Consider the following 16345-nt stretch of genomic DNA (forward strand, 5'->3'; position numbering starts at 1 on the left):
CCATAGGTGCAGGGCTCCGATGAGACCTGACTGATTCGACAGGTGCTTTCGCTGATAAAGCCATCGAAAAAATAGTGGAAATAAACTATAGTACTTCATTTTAACATAATATTAATTAAATGGGTAACAAAAAAATTGATTGTAACTGTTATGGGTTTATCGGGATAAAATTATGCTGCGCCGCGCAATCGATTGTTTACAAATAGGGGCACAAATGTTAAACTCAATTATTAAACTTATTTTCAGTATTTTAAAATACAAAACATCAACTTCGGGCAAATCTGGAGGTAAAAGAATTCTGGAAAAGCAGGGTCTTTAAAGTATGAATAAGCCTTAGCATTTGTAAAACGTTATTTATTTTTATTACCGATATACGCGGACGGGAGGCAATTAAATTCGGCCTTAAAGGATCGTACAAAATACTTCTTGCTTTTAAAACCAACTTTATATGATATCCGTGATATGGTTAAGTGTGGATTCTCCAGCAATTGAGCCGCACGTTTTAAACGAATAGATCGGATGAGCTCTACCGGTGATTTTCCTGTTAATGCCAGGGCTCTTTTATAGAGTGTAACGCGGCTTACACATAACTCACTGCTCAGTTCCTCTACTGAGAAGTCGGCATTGTCAATGTTCTTCTCAATAAGTTGTACTGCCTTTTTGATAAACGCTTCATCAAACGAGTCGGTCCCCACATCCGTTGGCTTAACATCAAGCTGCTTTTGATAAGTTTTGCGCATATCCTCCTGTATAGCCAGTATGTTTTTCAGTTTCGACAAGAGGATCTCAAAATTGAAAGGCTTGGTCAGATAGTCATTGGCACCTGTCTCAAGCCCCTCCAATTGCTGCTCCTCCCCGGTTATCGCGGTAAGTAATACAACAGGTATATGTGATGTGCGTTTGTCATTCCGTATTTTTCGGCAAAGATCAATGCCGCTCATTTCGGGCATGCTAATATCGGTAACTACGAGGTTAGGATGCAGGGCTAAGGCTTTTTGCCAGCCTTCCTTACCGTTGGAAGCCTCAATAATTTGAAAAGTTTCATTTAGATTGTCTTTCAAATAAAAACGAAAATCTTCGTTATCCTCAACTAATAAAACTGTGAGTTTTTTAGCCAAACCAGTTGCGGGTTGAATCCATCCTTCATTTCCGGCATTGGCAGGCTCCGGTATACCTCCCTTGTTAGAAGGTATTTGTTCTGCTACTTCTGTAGCTAAATCAACAGGCAACAAGATGGTAAAATAGGTGCCTTGCCCTGGTTCGCTCTCTACTGATATTTCGCCGTTATGCAGACTTACAAACTCCCTGGTGATTGACAAACCTATACCACTGCCCTGATTAACCATAGAGTCGGGTATATCATTCTGAAAAAAGCGTTCAAAGATCTTTTCCTGCTTATCCAATGGGATCCCAATACCTGTATCAATGATCTTGATCTCCAGCAAATGCTTCTCAGGCGCTTTTTCAAGTACTGTGAGTAAAACGCTTACATACCCGCCCTCGGGTGTAAATTTAAATGCATTGGAAAGCAGGTTAAATATGATTCGCTCTATCTTATCATGATCAAAATTGATCACCAGCTTTTCAACTTCCGAATCAAACATAAACCGGATTTGTTTTTTCTCTGCAATGTCAGAGAAAGAATACGCCATTTCTTTGATGAAACCGATAATGTCACCGCTCAGGGCATGCAGCCGGAGCTCCTGTACTTCCATTTTCCGGAAATCAAGCAACTGGTTTACCATATTCAATAAGCGTTTCGCGTTACGGTTCACCAGTTGCAATTGATACTTTTGTTCAGTGTCTTCTGTTTGCTTCAAAATTTTATCAACCGGGGCTATGATCAATGATAAGGGGGTTCTGAATTCATGGCTTACGTTGGTAAAAAACTTAATTTTCATCATATCAAGTTCATGCATACGCCGGGCCTCCTGGCGTTCGTGCTCGATCAACAGTTTGGCTTCTTGTTTTTCTTTTTCAACCGCAAATTGTCTCTTTATTTTTTTTATTCCCCGCCGGCGCATCAAAAAAAGAACCCCAACGATGAGCAGTATGTAGATAATATAAGCTAATGTGGATTTCCAGAAAGGCGGCAGTACTTTAATTTTTAACGATATATAATCCGGATCCCATCTTCCCTCCTGACTTATCGCCCGCACTTTAAAAATATAATCGCCGCCGTCAAGATTGGTATAGGTCGCCTTGCGCGTAGTGTTATCCGCATCAAGCCAGTCCTTGTCAAAACCCTCCATCATATATTGATGCTTGACCTTATTGGGGTTGAAAAAGTTCAGCGCGGCAAATTCGATGGTAAAAACATTTTCGCTATGATTCAATGTCATTTCACGGGTTGCCGAAATTGCTTTTGACAATACCACATGTCCATTAAACTCTTCGTTAGCCACTATGCTTTTATTAAACAGTAGGAAATCGGTAAAAATCAATTTCGGCTTATTGACATTGGCATGTATACTTAGGGGGTCGAAAATATTAAAACCATGCCCCCCGCCAAAAATCAATTCCCCCTTACCGGTTTTGAGGGCTGCATACATATTGAACTCCCGGCCCTGTAGTCCATCCGTTTCGTCGAAATTTTCAAAGCTGAAAGAATAAGCAGTTTTATTAGTGCTCACCGTTATCCTACACAATCCGTTGGCTGTACTTAACCAGATTTTCCCCCGATTATCCTCCAATATATCAAGTACCGCATTGTCAGGTAAACCACTTCGCTTCGTTAACGATCTAATAATCCGGGTTTCCGGATTCAATATACTCAATCCTTCCCGAGTTGCTATCCAAATCAAACCACGACTGTCTTGGCTGATACCATTTATATTATTGCTAACTAAACTGGTTGTATCATTCTTATTTGTGCTACAATGAATAACCTTTCCTGTGTTTTTGATAAGTATATCTATGCCAGAATACCCTCCCACCCAAATATTTCCCTTCCTATCCTCAAAAATTGAGGACACGTAAGGACTCCTGATGTCAGTTTGCGAAAAGGGATGGTAAAACATTTCTTTCTTCCTGTCAAATATTTGAATCCCCGCGGCAAATGTTCCTATCCATAACTTATGCGAAGAATCTTCAAGAATGCTCCATACCCGGTTATCAGCAATGCTTCCGGCTATCTTATCATCATGTTTATAATGAATAAATTTTTTCCCGTCAAAACAATCCAGCCCGCCGAAATAGGTGCCTATCCATAATTTTTGATCATGGTCTATACATAAACTTACGATAATATCATTACTGAGGCTGTTGGGATTCCCCGCGTCGTATTTATATTGCTTAAAACTGCCCGTTTTACGATTAAAGTAAATCAGCCCCCCGCCATTTGTACCGACCCACAAATTGCCGTTTTTATCTTCAACAAATTTATTGACGTCTTCAAAAGGTAAACTTCCGGGATCCGAATCAAAGTGTCGGTAAAGCGGGAACCTGATTATATTTTTATGATAATAACTGACCCCCTGCTTAAACGTGCCGGCCCATATAATGCCTGTCTCATCTTTATAAAGATTCACACTGTTCTGACTAAGTGACTTGGCATCATCATCACGGTTCAATAAATAGCTGATCGTGAAAGCTTTTTTATCCAGAATATTTATGCCGCCATGATCTGTAGCTATCCATATCAGGTCATCATCAGCTTGAATAACATTAGTGATGATATTGGACTTAAGTTTGGCACCTACAGATTCTTTATCAATATGCCGAAAAACCCCGCTAGCAGGGCTATAATAATAGATACCTAAATCCGAGTTAGGGCTGTATAACCATAAATCGTTATTCTTATCAATGGTCAATGCGTAGTATCCGTCCTTGTTATTGATCGTCTTAGCGAAAATATCAGTTCGATAGGAAACCGTATTGCGCTTAACATCAAAGCGTTCGACGAAGCCATTCCGGTATATCAACCATATATTACCGGCCGCATCCTGGCTGATGTCTGCGATAAGACTTGAATATAAAGATGTACCGGAACGATGATCATACCGTGTGGTTGTCCTGCTTGATTCATTATACCGGTAAAGACCAGAGTCTGGACATACAAACCAAAAGTCGCTTTTCCCGCTGTGGGTTATTTTTGAAACGGCAGGATAAACCGGAAGTTTTAAAGTATTAGCCATTAACTCCATATCACTAGTAAACTGTTCCGTTTCGCGATCATAAAAACAATATCCGCTACGAGTTGATATCCATAGCTTTTTGCCCGGACCTTCAAAAATATTGGTTATAAAGTCGTCGAGAAGAGACCTTTTATCATGAGTATCGTGTTTAAATACTTTAAAGCTGTAGCCATCGTAGCGGTTAAGACCAGATGCAGTACCAAACCACATAAAACCTTCGGAATCTTTAAAAATGCAGTTAACCTGATTGTGTGATAAACCATTGCTTCTATTCAACTGCGAGAACTGATATTTACTATTTTGTGCAAAAACAGCAGGAATGGTCAATAGAAGGACAAAAAAGCTTAATGATACTTTATATCTCATAGATTTTGGACGATCGGGGTATTCATAATACTCAATTAAAAGAATAGGTTATCTGTAATTTACGGAAGATCTTTCAGATATGGATTCGTAAATATCAAATCCAGGATATATAATTTCAAACCATTGAATGATATGGAGATAATTGCATTGATCCCTATTCATAAAAAATTAAACCTACTATTAAAGTCGTTAAAGTACTGGTAAATAGCTTTGCTGGTAAAACAAATCTGTTATTATCACAAAGGGATGTCTTAAAATAAGACTGTCCCCTTGTGTGATAGTAATAATAAATATAGATGTTAATACCCAGGATTTTGCACAAGCTCGGGCGCATTTCTGTCAATCTCCGGTTGGGGAATGGGCCAGAAATCATAATTATCAGCATATTTTGTTTTTACCGACGGAAATAACGGATTTTGGACAAAGCCGTTGAGCTTCTGTGTTGCTATACCCCATCTTCTCAGGTCGAAGTAGCGGATTCCCTCCATGGCAAACTCCACACGCCGTTCGTGACGAATTTTTTCACGCAACTGCGCCTGTGACAAACCAGCGGGTAATGCCGGCATATTAACCCGTGCTCGTACCAAATTTATCGCACTGTAAACACTTGCATCGGGTCCTGCGGCTTCATTTTGAGCTTCCGCATACATCAGCAAAACATCAGCATAACGAAGTAAGACAAAGTCATTATCGCCTTTTGTTCCGTAGTCAGGATCAACCAATGCAGGATCAAGCCATTTTTTGACAGGATAATAACCCACAATCCATGAATCTTTCCCAGGAGTACCCACGGCATAAGATCCTGTAAATGGCCAGCCCTGGGCTTTTGTATCGCCAGGAAAAAACAGGGTCATCCGCATCCGCGGGTCCCTGTTATCATAGGGTTTTCCCTTTACATAAACGGCGGAGTTGATGGTGTCTTTACCATCCGCAGCTTCATATTCATTAACCAGGTCCTGCGTACCCAGTTCACCTTTCCAGCGCAGCAAAGAAACGCTGATGCCATTATCCTGATGAGAGAGGTTCGGCAGTTGGTATTTCACCGAAAACATGATCTCAGGGCTGTTGTTTTGAGCCGGTTTATAGAAGTTACCCGGGTAAGAATTACTCAAAGAGAATTTTGCACCGGTTATAATTTGATTGGCGAGGGTGGCGGCCTCTGTATACTTCTTCTCGAACAACAAAGCCCTAACTTTATATCCCTGCGCGGTACCCTTAACCGCATGCCCGCTGCTGTATGCAACATCCGGCAAACCGGCTATTGCCAGGTCCAGGTCGGCCTCAACCAACTTTAAAACATCGGCCCTGGTTGACTTGGCCATATGCTTCGTGTAATCAAGGGTATATGGATCTGCTGTGGTGATGATAACATTGCCGTACAAAACGGCAAGCCAATAATAATTAAAGGCCCGGAGAAAATACCCTTCGGCTTTGTACTGTTTTAATTTATCACCGGTAAGCACCCTATCTACATTAGCCAAGAAATAATTAATGGAAGCTATGGCCCTGTAATTATTAACATAGTATGATGATTGATAAAGATTATAGGTATCAAAAACACCAGCTGATAGCCCTGAAGATAGCGCACTTGTTCCACCGCTGTAGTTATATTGCCCATAAGAGTTATCACTAAAATTATCCCAGGCCACAACCTGGTACTGCGAAGTTGAATAGCTTCCTCCCTGAGCGTATAGAAAGTTGTAACATCCTGTCAAAGCAAGATCTGCATCGCTTTCAGTTTTCCAGAAATTCTGTGTAGATATTTTATCGGGCGGATTAAGGTTCAATGAACTTTTTTTACAGGATGCCAGCATGACTGATAACATGATCAGCATGACTATATACTTATTGTAAAGATTCATAATCGTAAGCGTTAATTGGTTTAAAGTTTAATGGATGCACCAAAGGTTATAGTCCTGTTCTGAGGGTAGGTTACATAGGTGCCATCTCCTACCCGTTCAGGATCCAATCCCGGATATTTACTAATGGTGAATACGTTGTCAGCAGCTACAAAAACGCGAAGGCCCTTAATTGAGATTTTGTTTAGTAAGGCTGTTGGAAAGGTATATCCAAGCTGAACACTCTTTAACCGGACAAAGGAAGCATCCTTCAGGAAGTAGGTTGAGGGATAATTCTGTACGGCAGCATAACCATCAGCAACGTATATTTTAGGCATGGTGTTAGAATGATTGGTCGGTGTCCACCGGTTCAGCCAGTCGGTGGTTGGTACCGAGCCTTGCCGGAAGGGTTCTATCCCCCAGCCGTTAACATAGGCCTTCTGCCCCTGCGAACCATAGATCTGTGCGCTAAAATCGAATCCCTTATAGCCGGCGCCCAAATTTGCTGAGTACTGATAAGATGGAAACTTTCCGCCAACATAGGTTCTGTCATTAGCATCAATTTTCCCATCGCCGTTAACATCCTTTATTTTTAAATCGCCGGGAGTGGGTGTAACCGGTTGTTTGGGGGAATTGTCAATCTCGGCCTGAGACTGGAATATACCGCCCCAAACATACATATAATAGGCATCAAGCTCATGCCCTTCTTCCCTGATGGTATGATCGCTAATGTCCTTTGATCCGTATTTTTCAAGCTTGTTTTTGTACGTTTGCAGGTTTAATCCTACGGTATAGGTAAAATCTTTACCAATCCTGTCATTGTACTGAACAGCAAATTCGAAGCCCTTATTCCTCAGGGCGCCATCATTTATGGTTGGCGCGTTCAGGCCGATGTAGTAAGGCACTTGTGAACCCCTTAAAATATCGAAGGTGTATTTATTGAAATAATCCGCAGAAATAACCAGCTTATCATTAAATACATTCATATCAAGACCAATGTCAACTACCCGTGTAGTTTCCCAGGTAAGGTTGGGGTCAACCAATGTGTTGGAAACAAAACCAGAAGTAACTGTGCTGCCAAAAGCATAATTAGCGCCCGATAATGTGGACTGATAGGGATATGTTCCGATATTCTGATTACCTAATTGCCCCCAGGAACCGCGGATCTTCAAATCATTTAACCAGGAAATATCTTTCAGGAAATTTTCTTTTGAAATTCTCCATCCGCCCGAAAATGAGTAAAAGGTTCCATAACGGGTATCAGATGGCAATCTGGATGTTCCGTCATATCTGATACTGGCGCTGAGTAAATATTTGTCTTCGTAATCGTAATTGGCACTGCCATATAAAGAACTGATCGCCCACGCCGAAGATGTGCCACTGTTGGTCTGTCCGTCAGAAGGTCCCGCGTCAAGTTCTCTCAAAAAATTTGTTACATATTGAGTCCTTGATGCATTGATGTTACTGGCAGTATTTTTCTCCTGCTGAAAGCCTGCAAATGCGGAAAAATTGTGAGCTCCGATACTCTTTTTATAGGTCAGCTGGCTGTAGTAAACGGTATATAAATTATCCGAATTACCTACATTAAGACCTGGAACTCCGTCATCAAGGTTTCCGGCCGGGCTCATATCACTATAATAATACGTAGGTATGATTGGCCTGAAATCATTGAATTTGTAAGTTCCGTAATTAAATCCGGTTTTATTTTCCCATCGCAGCCCCTTGAAAAGGTCAATATCCAGTGACAAGTTACCTTGCAAATATTTGTCATCTCCTCTGGTACGAATATCCTCACCAACAATTGCCGCCGGATTTTTATTGCCCAGCTCATTGGAATAGGCTTTCTTGATCCATTTACCATCAACCTGAGCCGGATACAACGGAGATTGCGCCAGCGCTGAAAGGAATTGGTCGCCTGCTCCATTTTCAGGCGCGAGCTTTTTGCCATACCGCATCTGTATATCACTTCCAAAAGTTATCCTCTTATTAAGCTTTGAGCTTAAGCCGAGAGAAAGCGTATATTTTGAATAATCAAACCCTCTCATCACACCGGGCTGATTGGTAATACCAATACCTAGACTATAGGTTGTGCTATCTTTACCTCCGCTCATGTTCAAATAGTGATTTTGTGTATAGGCGGTACGGAAAATATCGTTAAGCCAGTTATGGTTAGGATATTTTACCCTGTCTGTGGCATTTTGATATAAATCGATCTGAGCCTGTGTATACAGTGGGGCCAATGAAGAATTGGTACGGGCTTCATTCGATAGTTGCATATACGTTGCGGAGTTGGTTACCACATCAGGTAGTTTTGTAGCAGTAGAAATGCCGAAATTGTAAGCGTATTGAATCGAAAGACTCCCGGCTTTACCTCTTTTGGTTTTTACAACAATTACACCATTTGCACCGCGTGACCCGTAGATGGCCGCAGAGGAAGCATCCTTTAATACCGAGATCGATTCAATATCATTCGCGTTCAATACATCCAGGCTCCCCGGAAGCCCGTCAACAATAACCAGAGGATTTGAACCCGCGCCACTAAAGGTGCCTGTCCCCCTGATGGTAAGCTGTACATTTTCGGCCCCCGGCTCGCCCGAGCCCTGAACAACCTGTAAACCGGGAAGCTTGCCTTGTAATAATGTTGTCGGCGAAGTGGCCACCCGTTTGTTCAGTTCGTCCCCCGAAACTGTTACGACAGCACTGGTCAACTTATGCTTACTTTGTGTGCTGTACCCTACAACGACTATCTCATTGATGCTTTTAGGCTCTGCTATTAACGTGACATTCAACTCGCTTGTATTTCCGACAACGACTTCTTTGTTGATATATCCGATATATCTGAATAACAGCACAGCTTTTTCATTGGGGACGCTCAGTCTGAACTTACCCTCTGTATCGGTGACCGTACCATTGCTGGTTCCTTTGATCAAAATACTAACGCCAATTAAGGGTTGCCCTCTTTCGTCAGTAACTTTTCCCGTTATAGTAACTGGAAAATTGTCATTTTTTGAAATTTTGGCCACTATATTGAGCCTTCCCTTGCTTTTTGCATACAATGTATCAGAAACACATAGTATAACAAACAGCAACCCGAATGTATACTTCATTAACTTATAAAGCACATTGTAGTTCCGTAAAATTTTATTCATAAATTGGTTTTTATAGAATGGTTTAACAATGGGAATCCCCCCGGGGGTATTCCAGGAATGAACAGGCGTGTTCACGACACATCCTGCTTTTTTTCAACTGCTGTTTTTATTTTTCCATAATATGGGGTTTAAGGGTTAAATCGGTTGTCTATCTAATTTGGTTTTTGGGTACCTTCACTTACCGTTATTTACAAAGGCGGTATTCGTAATCAAGTACAAAGTCTGTTAAACGACTCCAACATACCAGCACGCGTTTTGCATTAAATGGTATAATGGCAGGGACTTCTCCTATTTAATTGAGGTTCTTCTTTTCATAATATGTATCTATCGTTGCCCCTTCGGCTATTTTAAATGCTATCGATACTTCCATTGGCACAAACGGCAAATGCAAGGACACTTAATCAATTATTTTAAGAGAAGTGCTTCTTTATATTGGTTAAGTCAAACCTACATTAAAGCAGCTATCCAAAATTTGATTGAAATAGACTTTTTTTTGTAAAAAACCGACTTTAGTATATTTAAAACATTCATATACATTTATATATGTTCTGATAATTTGCATATTTGTAACCCAGATGATCAAAAGAAATCTACAGCATACTTTTTCACTCCTGAACGTCGACTACGTAAAGCTTGATTCGAAATGGAATTACAGGAATGTGATCAGCCCTTATTACCGGCTCTATTATATCGACGAGGGCGAGGGCGAAATATCAGGCGCAGACAGTTTACTCAAGCTTGAACCCGGTTATCTGTATATCATTCCGAGCTTCACCTTATGTAACCTAACTTGCAGTCGTTATCTGGGGCAATACTTTGTTCAGTTTTTCGAGGATTCGATCGACGGAAGTTCATTTTTCGCCAATAACAGGACTTTATTGAAAACAGAGGCCACGGAAATGGATGTTAACCTTTTTAACAGGCTGCTTCAAATTAATCCCGGCAGGGGAATTAATCGGTCTGATAACCCCAAAGTTTATGAGAAGGATATTTATTACAAAGAATATCAGGAACTTAACAACCAGCAAAACACTTCAGTATACCTGGAAACCCAGGGTATCCTGATGCTGTTAACCTCCAAATTCCTGAATCCTCAGCTATTCAAACATCCGGAGCGTAAACTTATCCCGCTAAAAATTGCGGAAACCTTAAATTATATTCTCGTCAATTTACACCTGGATCTTTCGGTGCAGCAACTCGCATCCCGCGTTAATCAAAATGCCGATTATTTTTCAAGGCAGTTTAAACAGCATACCGGAACCAGGCCCTTGAATTATATTAACGAAAAACGTATTGAGCGGGCACAGTATCTGATGGCAACGAGTAGAATATCTTATTCAGAAATTTGCATTCAAACGGGATTTGATAACCTCTCTTATTTTTCCAAAACCTTCAAAAAGCTGACTGGCATGTCTCCCAGCGAATATAAAAAACAGATGTACCTGGTTGGTTTTAATCATTAGCCAATGAGGTAATGGCAGAGGAAATATAACTGTTATTAAAGAATTTAAGATCAGTAGAGTCTGCGTAACCCCTGCAATGTTTTTATAAGCGCCGGAGCCATAAACGGTCAACGTACAATAGCTTGTGCAATCCATCCGTTTTATTTCAACGTTAACCAGCATTAAATAAAACAGTTACAATAAAAACCAAAACATAAATTTTTATTTAATAACCTGGATTCTTTTTGCCAATTCGCATTTCCCCGTAGGCAAAAAGTCGGTTTTTTACAAAAAAAAGTCCCATTAGGTCAATTATTTAGATATTATTTCAAAGAAATTTGATTTATCAATTATTGATGGGAATACATCGATTGCGGATCAACCAATTACAGATAAAGCGACTTGTCGAACCTTAATAACATTTTGGATGGCAGGTCAGTATAGCTATTTATTACCAATCACCAAATCCAATTATGAAAAGAAGAACATTAATAAAAGGCTTAGCCACAGGATTATCATCCTTATATTTGTCTAAGCTTTATGGAAACAGCCTGTTAACCCCGTACTCAAAGGCTCCTATTGCTTCCGGTCCTTTTAAACCCGATTGGGATTCATTGGCTCAATATCAGGTACCTGAGTGGTTTCGCGACGCTAAGTTTGGCATGTGGGCACATTGGGGGCCGCAATGCCAACCCGAACGCGGCGACTGGTATGCCCGTGGTATGTACCAGGAGGGCAGCGATCAATATAAATACCATATTCAAAAATACGGGCATCCTTCAAAATTTGGCTTCAAGGATGTGATCAATGAGTGGAAGGCCGAGAACTGGGATCCCAATGAGTTGGTTGGTCTTTATAAACGTGCCGGTGCGAAGTATTTTATGGCCCTGGCCAATCATCACGATAATTTCGATCTCTACGACAGTAAATATCAAAGCTGGAACTCCACCAAACTAGGGCCTAAAAAAGACCTGGTTGGCGGCTGGGCAAAAGCTGCCAAACAACACGGTCTGCCTTTTGGCGTAACGGTACATGCATCTCACCCATGGACCTGGTACGAAGTTGCCCAGCGAGCGGATAAAACCGGACCTTATGCGGGCATACCCTATGATGGCAAGCTCAGCAAAGCGGATGGCGCAGGTAAATGGTGGAATGGTTATGACCCACAGGAGTTATATGCTCAAAACCATGCTTTAAGCGAGGACAGTCTTAACGATGACAGCATGGGACGGCATTGGGATTGGAGTAACGGTGCCAGCGTACCCAACAAAGCTTATTGCGACAAATTTTTGAACCGCACCATAGAACTGATAGATAAATACGGTCCGGAGCTCATTTACTTTGATGATACAGCATTACCTCTTTGGCCGGTAAGCGATGCTGGCCTGAAAATAGCGGCACATATGTACAATACCAGTATTAAAAAGCACGGTAAACTACAAGCGGCATTGTTTGGCAAAGTATTGAATGAGCAACAGCGCAAATGCATGATATGGGACATAGAGCGTGGGCAGAGCAACCAAATAGAATCCCTGCCGTGGCAAACTGATACTTGTATTGGTGCTTGGCACTATGACCGTCGCATATTTGATAATAAACATTACAAAAGTGCCAAAACGGTAGTACATACTCTGGTTGACATCGTAAGTAAAAATGGCAACTTACTCTTAAACATACCATTACGTGGCGATGGCACCCTTGATAGCGAAGAACGTGCTGTAGTTGAAGGTATAGGTGCCTGGATGCAGGTTAACAGCGAAGCAATTTATGGCACCCGCCCCTGGAAAATATTTGGAGAAGGCCCGGCAACAGATTCAGCGGCACCTATCAATGCACAGGGTTTTAATGAAGGCAAGGGAAAGCCATTTGGAGCACAAGATATCCGGTTTACTACAAAGGGTAAAACCCTTTACGCCACTATGCTGGGTTGGCCTGCCGGGAACGAAGCCCTTGTTAAAAAATTGGCCAAAGGTAATGAAGTGGGTAATGTAGCCAGCGTAAGCCTACTTGGAAACGATAAATTGAGCTTTGAGCAGACTGAAGCGGGCCTCAAAGTAAAACTGCCGGAACAGGCTCCGGGTAAAGATGCATTCGTTTTAAAAATAGAGGGAGCTATTTAATCGGTATATGAATCTAAAAATTTGCTACGTCCTGATTACTGCCGTTTCATTAGCAGCTCCTTCTTTTGCACAAACTTTTAAACTGGTATCGCCGGATAAAAAAAATATTGTGGAGATAAATAACCGTAACAATCTGCAATATACTGTTTCCAGCAATGGATTGACCATTATCCACCCTTCCTCACTCGGTTTCGAATTTAAAGATGAGCCAGCTATTGGCAACAGTATGACCGTAACCAATCATGTGGAACATTCTGTTAACCAAAACTGGATACCGGTGGTAAAAACAAAGCACAGTACCGTAGCTGATAGTTATAATGAACTGGAACTATCGCTGGTAGAAAAATCAGGCCCCATGCGCCGGATGAATATCTGGTTCAGGGCTTATGATGATGGTATCGCCTTTCGTTATCAATTATTTGGTGCTGATAAAATCGGCGACCGGCAGATCATAAAGGAACTTACCAGTTTCAGCTTACCGGCAGATGCAAAGACCTGGGTGGCAGACTATGGTAGTTATACATCTTCCCAGGAGAGTGAATTCCAACCCAAAAACCTAAACCATATCACAGAAAAAACAATTGCCGGCTTACCACTTTTAATTGAATTGGATCAGCATCATTACACGGCCATTACAGAAGCTAATATCGATAACTATCCGGGATTCTATATAGGGGCCCTAAAAACAGACACTGTTTCAACGGATAAAATTGACCTGATCACCAAATTATCACCACTGCCTGGTGAAAGTGAGAACGGGATTAAAGCGCGTTTCGCTAATAATCTGCTTACACCCTGGCGTGTCGTTATGCTGGCTGGTTCACCCGGTAAATTAATTGAATCGGAGCTGATACAGAACTTGAACCCACCCTGCGCGCTAAAAGATGCAAGCTGGATCAAGCCAGGCATGAGTGCCTGGGATAACTGGTGGAGCGGCGAGGTAAAAATGGACATGTCAACCATCAAGAAGTATATAGACCTGGCATCGGCACAGCACTGGCCTTATATGCTCATTGACTGGCAATGGTATGGGCCATTTAATAAGCCGGAGGCCGATATTACTAAACCAGCCCCACAATTGAATATGCCCGAGATTTTAGCTTACGCTAAAGCCAAAAAGGTTAAATGCTGGCTTTGGTTATACAGCTCTGATGTTAACCGGAATGACAATTTTGAAAAAGCTTTCCCAATTTATGAGCAATGGGGTATTGCCGGGGTTAAAATTGATTTTATGGACCGGGACGATCAGCAAATGATAAACTGGTATCGCCGTATCATCAAAACAGCCGCACAATATCATTTGATGGTTGATTTTCATGGCGCTTTTAAACCGGATGGAATCATGCGTACTTATCCTAACATGATTACACGGGAAGGTGTTTTAGGCGAAGAATATTCCAAGTTTTCAACCAGGATAACAGCTGGACATAATACCACCTTGCCATTTACCCGCATGCTGGCTGGTCCGATGGACTATACGCCTGGTGGTTTTTTAAATGTAAAAAAGGAGGAGTTCAGAAAAGGCAGTCCTACGCAGGTGATAAACAGCCGCTGCGCTGAGCTGGCAAAATTTGTGATTTATGAAAGCCCTTTTACGGTTTATTGTGATGCTCCTGAGCACATTTTAGGGCAACCAGGTGCCGACTTTTTAATGAGCATACCTACTGTTTGGGATGACACAAAAGTACTTGGCGGATACCCGGGGCAATATATCATTATAGCCAAAAGAAGCGGGAAAGATTGGTATATCGGCGCCATGACCAACGACACTGAAAGAACATTACAATTGAAACTGGATTTTTTACCATCGGGTAAATATACTTTATCGTCCTGGGCCGATGTGTTATCTGCACCGCAAAGTCTAACCCGGTCAAAAAAAGCGGTATCTGCGAATTCCGTGATCAATATCCGTTTGGACACTGCGGGAGGATGGGTGGCTAAGATCATGGCAAATAATTAAGCATAACGTTTTCCTTCAGAAAAGAAACATAAAATATAATTATCCAATCATGGCAAAGAATACAGCGCTTTTTCCTTTTATTCTGATAACCAGCTTGTTTTTTTTATGGGGTTTTGCGCATAACCTTGACCCCATATTAATACCACACCTAAAAAAGTCGTTTACGCTCACAACCGTTCAGGCTACACTGGTGGATTCTGCGGTGTTTATTGCCTATTTTTTGATGGCTTTACCAGCTGGATTCATCATGAAAAAGTATGGCTACAAAACAGGCATCATAACCGGCCTCCTTGTTTTTGCCTTTGGTTCCTACTTATTTATACCGGCAGCCAATACCCAACAGTACGTATTTTTCCTGGTGGCCCTATTTATCATTGCCTGTGGGTTAACCATTTTAGAAACGGCGGCCAACCCCTATGCTTCTTCATTAGGCGATCCCGCAGCTTCTACACAAAGGCTTAATTTTGCGCAATCATTTAACGGACTGGCTGCAACCCTGGCGCCTATCATTGGCGGACGTATTATATTGACCAAAGGCTATACTCCCGCACAATTAAACCACATGACAGAACAGGGTCGTAAACTTGCACTGGCTGCCGAAGCATCCTCCGTAAAAATGCCCTATTTTATACTGGGCAGCGTACTGGTATTCATCGCCATCCTTTTTGCCTTTACGCGTTTGCCCAAAATTCTTCACCATGAGGGGCATGCAGCCAGTAAAAATATTTTCCACGTGCTAAAGCACCGTCATTTAGCCTGGGGAGTTACCGCTCAGTTTTTTTATGTTGGGGCCCAGGTTTGTGTATTTAGTCTGTTTATTTTGTATGCAACAAAGTCAGCCGGTCTTTCAGAGGTAGAGGCAACCTACTATTTGGGTATATGTGGTGCTGCCTTTTTGATCGGTAGGTTTATTGGTACATTTTTGATGAGGTACTACAGTTCAGCAACTTTGCTGGCGATCTATGCGGGCATTAATATTTTCCTCTGCGTCATCGCCATTTTAAATCATGGTATGATTACAGTTTATGCAGTCATTGGTATCTGCTTCTTTATGTCCATTATGTTCCCAACCATTTTCGCACTGGGTATAAAAGATTTAAAGGCAGATACCGAATTCGGCAGCAGCCTAATCATTATGTCCATCGTTGGCGGCGCCGTTTTGCCGAGAGTATTCGGTTATATCAGCGATGTAACTGGTAATATTCAATTTGGCTATGTGGTGCCCTTACTTTGTTTTCATATAGTGGCCTATTTTGGAATCAAAGGCCATCGCATAGGCGTGAAGCCTGAAAATTTACCGGTTTCTCCTATCCTTTAAATTTAATTCCTTCTCA

At 41.6% G+C, this 16345-nt stretch carries 7 protein-coding genes; 4 read left to right on the plus strand and 3 right to left on the minus strand.

The genetic code is table 11. The features are described 5' to 3' along the window. Positions 1–350: 350 nt before the first annotated feature. From FHW89_RS22050 to FHW89_RS22060, 3 genes are all read right to left on the minus strand, one after another. Positions 351–4502 carry a hybrid sensor histidine kinase/response regulator transcription factor gene (locus FHW89_RS22050; RefSeq protein WP_172337220.1) on the minus strand — a complete coding sequence of 1384 codons (4152 nt, stop codon included), beginning with the start codon at positions 4500–4502 and terminating at the stop codon, positions 351–353. A gap of 299 nt (positions 4503–4801) precedes the next feature. Then, positions 4802–6364, minus strand: coding sequence for a RagB/SusD family nutrient uptake outer membrane protein (locus FHW89_RS22055; protein WP_172337221.1), 1563 nt, complete (start codon positions 6362–6364; stop codon positions 4802–4804). 20 nt (positions 6365–6384) lie between these two features. Beyond that, the gene (locus tag FHW89_RS22060; RefSeq protein WP_172337222.1) at positions 6385–9489 is read right to left on the minus strand and encodes a TonB-dependent receptor; all 3105 of its coding nucleotides are present in this window, start codon (positions 9487–9489) and stop codon (positions 6385–6387) included. A 575-nt stretch (positions 9490–10064) separates the two neighbouring features. Here FHW89_RS22060 and FHW89_RS22065 point away from each other — a divergent pair. From FHW89_RS22065 to fucP, 4 genes are all read left to right on the plus strand, one after another. Beyond that, positions 10065–10952: an AraC family transcriptional regulator gene (locus FHW89_RS22065; RefSeq protein ID WP_172337223.1), complete on the plus strand. Its 888-nt coding sequence runs from the start codon at positions 10065–10067 to the stop codon at positions 10950–10952. A 452-nt stretch (positions 10953–11404) separates the two neighbouring features. Beyond that, the gene (locus FHW89_RS22070; RefSeq protein WP_172337224.1) at positions 11405–13051 is read left to right on the plus strand and encodes an alpha-L-fucosidase; all 1647 of its coding nucleotides are present in this window, start codon (positions 11405–11407) and stop codon (positions 13049–13051) included. Positions 13052–13058: 7 nt separating this feature from the next. After that, positions 13059–15011 (plus strand): glycoside hydrolase family 97 protein, encoded by a 1953-nt coding sequence (locus tag FHW89_RS28695; RefSeq protein WP_216650655.1) that lies wholly within the window; start codon positions 13059–13061, stop codon positions 15009–15011. 49 nt (positions 15012–15060) lie between these two features. Further along, entirely contained in the window at positions 15061–16329 is a 1269-nt protein-coding gene (gene fucP, locus FHW89_RS22080; protein ID WP_172337225.1) for an L-fucose:H+ symporter permease, read from the plus strand. The last annotated feature ends 16 nt before the right edge of the window (positions 16330–16345 follow it).

Source organism: Mucilaginibacter sp. SG564 (genome assembly GCF_013149275.1).
GTDB lineage: Bacteria > Bacteroidota > Bacteroidia > Sphingobacteriales > Sphingobacteriaceae > Mucilaginibacter.

Bases quoted from the DNA above. Each gene is read 5' to 3' on its own strand.
- FHW89_RS22050 (WP_172337220.1), bottom strand. From the start codon at position 4,502: ATGAGATATAAAGTATCATTAAGCTTTTTTGTCCTTCTATTGACCATT.
- FHW89_RS22055 (WP_172337221.1), bottom strand. From the start codon at position 6,364: ATGAATCTTTACAATAAGTATATAGTCATGCTGATCATGTTATCAGTC.
- FHW89_RS22060 (WP_172337222.1), bottom strand. From the start codon at position 9,489: ATGAATAAAATTTTACGGAACTACAATGTGCTTTATAAGTTAATGAAG.
- FHW89_RS22065 (WP_172337223.1), top strand. From the start codon at position 10,065: ATGATCAAAAGAAATCTACAGCATACTTTTTCACTCCTGAACGTCGAC.
- FHW89_RS22070 (WP_172337224.1), top strand. From the start codon at position 11,405: ATGAAAAGAAGAACATTAATAAAAGGCTTAGCCACAGGATTATCATCC.
- FHW89_RS28695 (WP_216650655.1), top strand. From the start codon at position 13,059: ATGAATCTAAAAATTTGCTACGTCCTGATTACTGCCGTTTCATTAGCA.
- fucP (WP_172337225.1), top strand. From the start codon at position 15,061: ATGGCAAAGAATACAGCGCTTTTTCCTTTTATTCTGATAACCAGCTTG.